The 3,246-nt window shown below is 37.6% G+C and carries 4 protein-coding genes and 1 pseudogene; 2 read left to right on the top strand and 3 right to left on the bottom strand.

Features of this window, described 5'->3' with window-relative positions:
- Nucleotides 1–223 (bottom strand): helix-turn-helix domain-containing protein (locus tag G337_RS0118900; protein WP_028865254.1); only part of this gene is annotated, 223 nt, incomplete at its 3' end.
- A gap of 210 nt (nt 224–433) precedes the next feature.
- Here G337_RS0118900 and G337_RS29625 point away from each other — a divergent pair.
- Nucleotides 434–562, top strand: a complete 129-nt coding sequence (locus G337_RS29625) for a hypothetical protein (protein WP_425414443.1) — start codon at nt 434–436, stop codon at nt 560–562.
- A 439-nt stretch (nt 563–1,001) separates the two neighbouring features.
- Here the strand turns inward: G337_RS29625 and G337_RS0118895 are convergent, their stop codons facing one another.
- Nucleotides 1,002–1,514, bottom strand: coding sequence for a prepilin-type N-terminal cleavage/methylation domain-containing protein (locus G337_RS0118895; RefSeq protein WP_028865253.1), 513 nt, complete (start codon nt 1,512–1,514; stop codon nt 1,002–1,004).
- 561 nt (nt 1,515–2,075) lie between these two features.
- On the opposite strand from G337_RS0118895, the gene G337_RS0118885 reads away from it, so the two are divergent.
- The gene (locus tag G337_RS0118885) at nt 2,076–2,990 is read left to right on the top strand and encodes a DUF2891 family protein (protein ID WP_028865251.1); all 915 of its coding nucleotides are present in this window, start codon (nt 2,076–2,078) and stop codon (nt 2,988–2,990) included.
- Between the two features lie 152 nt (nt 2,991–3,142).
- Here G337_RS0118885 and G337_RS29315 read toward each other — a convergent pair.
- Nucleotides 3,143–3,246, bottom strand: a pseudogene (locus G337_RS29315) (IS5/IS1182 family transposase); the annotation flags it as partial.

Below are 3,246 nucleotides of genomic sequence, written 5' to 3'. Positions count from 1 at the left end.
TTAATCTTGAAGGTCTTCCGGTATGAGGTTTTTCATAAAGTCCATCAATGCCAGAATCTAAATAGGCTTTAACCCATTTATTCACACTTACACGGCTTACTTTTAAGAATACAGCTATTTCTGTTCGGTTCTTTCCGTCAACGAAATGAGAAACAGCTAATAACCTCATTCGTAATCTAGCATTAGATGTAGATTGAATAAGTTTAGGAAAATCAGGGATCATATGGGCTCCTTTAAAGAACCCACATTAGATCACAAAATTAATGGGATTGGTATAAATTATGTTTCTTACATCGTTCAATACGCGGGTCTGAGATGGAGTCGAAGTATTTCAAAAAAGTAGCGCTCATTATTATCACCAAATAGCTAATTGTTAGTATATGGTGATCAGATCGCTAGTTGGAGGAAAAGTTCAATTTATAATGATCTTGCCGTGAGAAAGAAGCCTTATTGGGGCAATAGTTTTTGGGCAAAAGGATATTGCGTTGATACAGTTGGGATGGATGCTGAAATGGGGATAACAGTTTGCCTTCTAAGAAGGCAAACCACCGCCCCCTTCTAGGGGGTAAAAAGCAAAGCTACCTTCTAAGAAGGTGGATCTTTAACTTCTTTGAATGAGGCTGTTCGCCCTTGTGTTTAGCAGGGATCACAAATCATGGTTATTCCTGATGTCCTCACAATTACTCAAGTAATTGCAATGAGTTATGTTTTTTTATTTTGTAGGCTTCATAAAAATCATCGACCATATTGGCCCCATTGCTAACAAAAAAACTAGTCATCATAAAAGCATCTACTATTTTACATACTTTTTTAAAATGTTTGATTCAATGTTATGAATATAAAAGTCCCCTTATTGAAGGCCGTTGACCTTGCGTGTTTAATAATTGATCAATAATGTATGGGAAGCCATATAATAATGAATGCTAAGGAAAACATACTTGTACAGTTTTATTCTAATTTATCACAGTATCTTGTTGTCTCCTATTTATTAGGAACCCTCATCAACACCCATCATCGAATAACTGAATAGTAGGTGTACCAGATACCTCCCATTTGTAATGGATATAACAGTCTGTGGCCGTTACTTGTGCTTGAGTAGGTTGTGCAATATCGAGTTTTTGCTTCGGGCTTACAACAACTTGATAAGTATCTGTGGTATAGATGCGATAGGACCAGTCTGCAACATCCATTCCGGCTGCTTTAAAAATTTCCGGTGGATTTGTATAGGCTGTACTGGGTGAGGTGCCGTTGGAGCTGGCGGCCCAGGGTTGATGAGTTGAACCTACTATTTCTGAATAAACAACTCTATCACCACCACCTCCCGATATTTTTGACTTTGATTTGAAAAGCAAGACTCCCGTTTTCATCGAAGCTGAAGCCGCTGCCAGCTGGCTCTTATAAGCATCGGATTGTAAATCAATGAATTTGGGCAGTGCAGTAGCAGAAAGGACACCTAAAATGATGATCACTATGACCAGCTCTATAAGGGTAAAACCGTTGTTTTGTCCTCTCATTTTATCTCCCTATTGAAACCTTAGCGGAGAAAACATGACCGCTGTGGCTGAGCACTTTTGTAATGTTTTCTTTAATAAGTAACTAATTAAAGTATAGTGATATATACTGCTTGGGAGTCCAATAATGTCACATTCTGATAAAAAATTTATATTTACCAAAGAAGTGTAATACCAATTATACTTATTAACTGGTTTAGTTGACCAACTATTTTGAGCAAAGTGCTATGACCCTATTTGGGGCTTCTAGACCGGTTTCAAGCAATCTGAACTGATAAAATGATAAAATGATAAAAACAGCAGAAACCAGTGATAACACCTATGAAAACCAGATGGTGCAGAAAAATAAAATATATTAAGCTGGTGCTTAACATTACGTAAAATATATCGGCAAACTCGATCGTAAAGTATGTAAAATAACCGGCCGACAAATAATCAAAAAAAAGAGGGCTGGTCATTTACATATTGAAGTTGATTAGTGTAATAATATACCTGAGCATTTCAACTAGCGCATGGGGTGATTATACAACTCAAGAGCGAAAAACTAGCCCTATTGAAGCACTCATGGAAACTAAAGCGCGTAGAAACACTTATGTTTTCGACTTGCTAGTTCCTATTCAGTCATGTGTTAGGCGCCAAGATACGAAACACGTACTATTCCATGGATGTGTCGATTGGCATTCTTCAGTACATGGGGTATGGGCGCTCACAGCAGCATCAAGACTCACGAACTCGGATAAATTACATAAATTTGTAAAGTCCCAGCTTACACCTAACAAGATTAAAGCTGAAAGAAATTTTCTGAAGCAAAATCCTGAATTTGAAATGCCGTATGGCCGGGCATGGTTTTTGAGATTAGCTATCGAATTTAATATGGCATATGATGATAATCGTTTAAAAAAATTTGCTGATGAAGTAGCAGATTCTCTTGTAAAATATTTTAATAATCATTCAATTCTGCCATTGTCTGATTCCTATACAAGCGCCAGTTGGGCTTTGATTAATTTACGATCTTATGGTATTGCTAGTGGTCGTAAAGAATTGATTGATTTTGTCGATCAGCTTGTGTCTAAGCATTTTATTGTCTTTAATCAGCCATGCCCGTTAGATTCAGACAAACAAAATCGAAGTTTCATGGCTGGCTGTACAAATTGGGCATGGCTTGTTTCAGAGGTACTAGAAAAGGAAGAATACAAGGTGTGGATCAATCGATTTATACCAAACCCTGAGCTTATTAATCCAATCCAACACTCGTCCAGCTCACACATGTATGGTCTCAATTTTAGTAGAGCCTGGGGTCTATGGCGAATATATTTAGCAACAAAAGATGAACGCTGGTTAAGGTTGTATATAGAACATTTTGAGTTCAGCATTCAACGCCCATCTTGGTGGGCTGGAAATTACCAGACCGTGGGGCATTGGGTTGCTCAATTTGGCATGTTTGCCTTAATTCCATTATTTGAACCAACTTATGATTAATAATGCTAATCGAGTAGCCGGATATATCTTCCGCTCTCCCCGCTGTTTCGCATCACATTATAAACGAATGGATTTTTTATCCTCGACATTCATTTCCCCTAAATATTATATCAAGTAAAACTAAGGTTCTTAAACTAGGGGCTGTTGATCTTTCACATTGTCAGCCAAATCATTGAACATGCGAGGGCAAGCATGCTTTCAAAGTGGATTTTCAATTTATCGTATCTTGTGGCAACCGCACGAAAATGTTTTAACC

This window comes from Psychromonas aquimarina ATCC BAA-1526, assembly GCF_000428725.1.
Classification (GTDB): domain Bacteria; phylum Pseudomonadota; class Gammaproteobacteria; order Enterobacterales; family Psychromonadaceae; genus Psychromonas; species Psychromonas aquimarina.
This window is presented reverse-complemented; position numbering and strand designations above follow the sequence as displayed.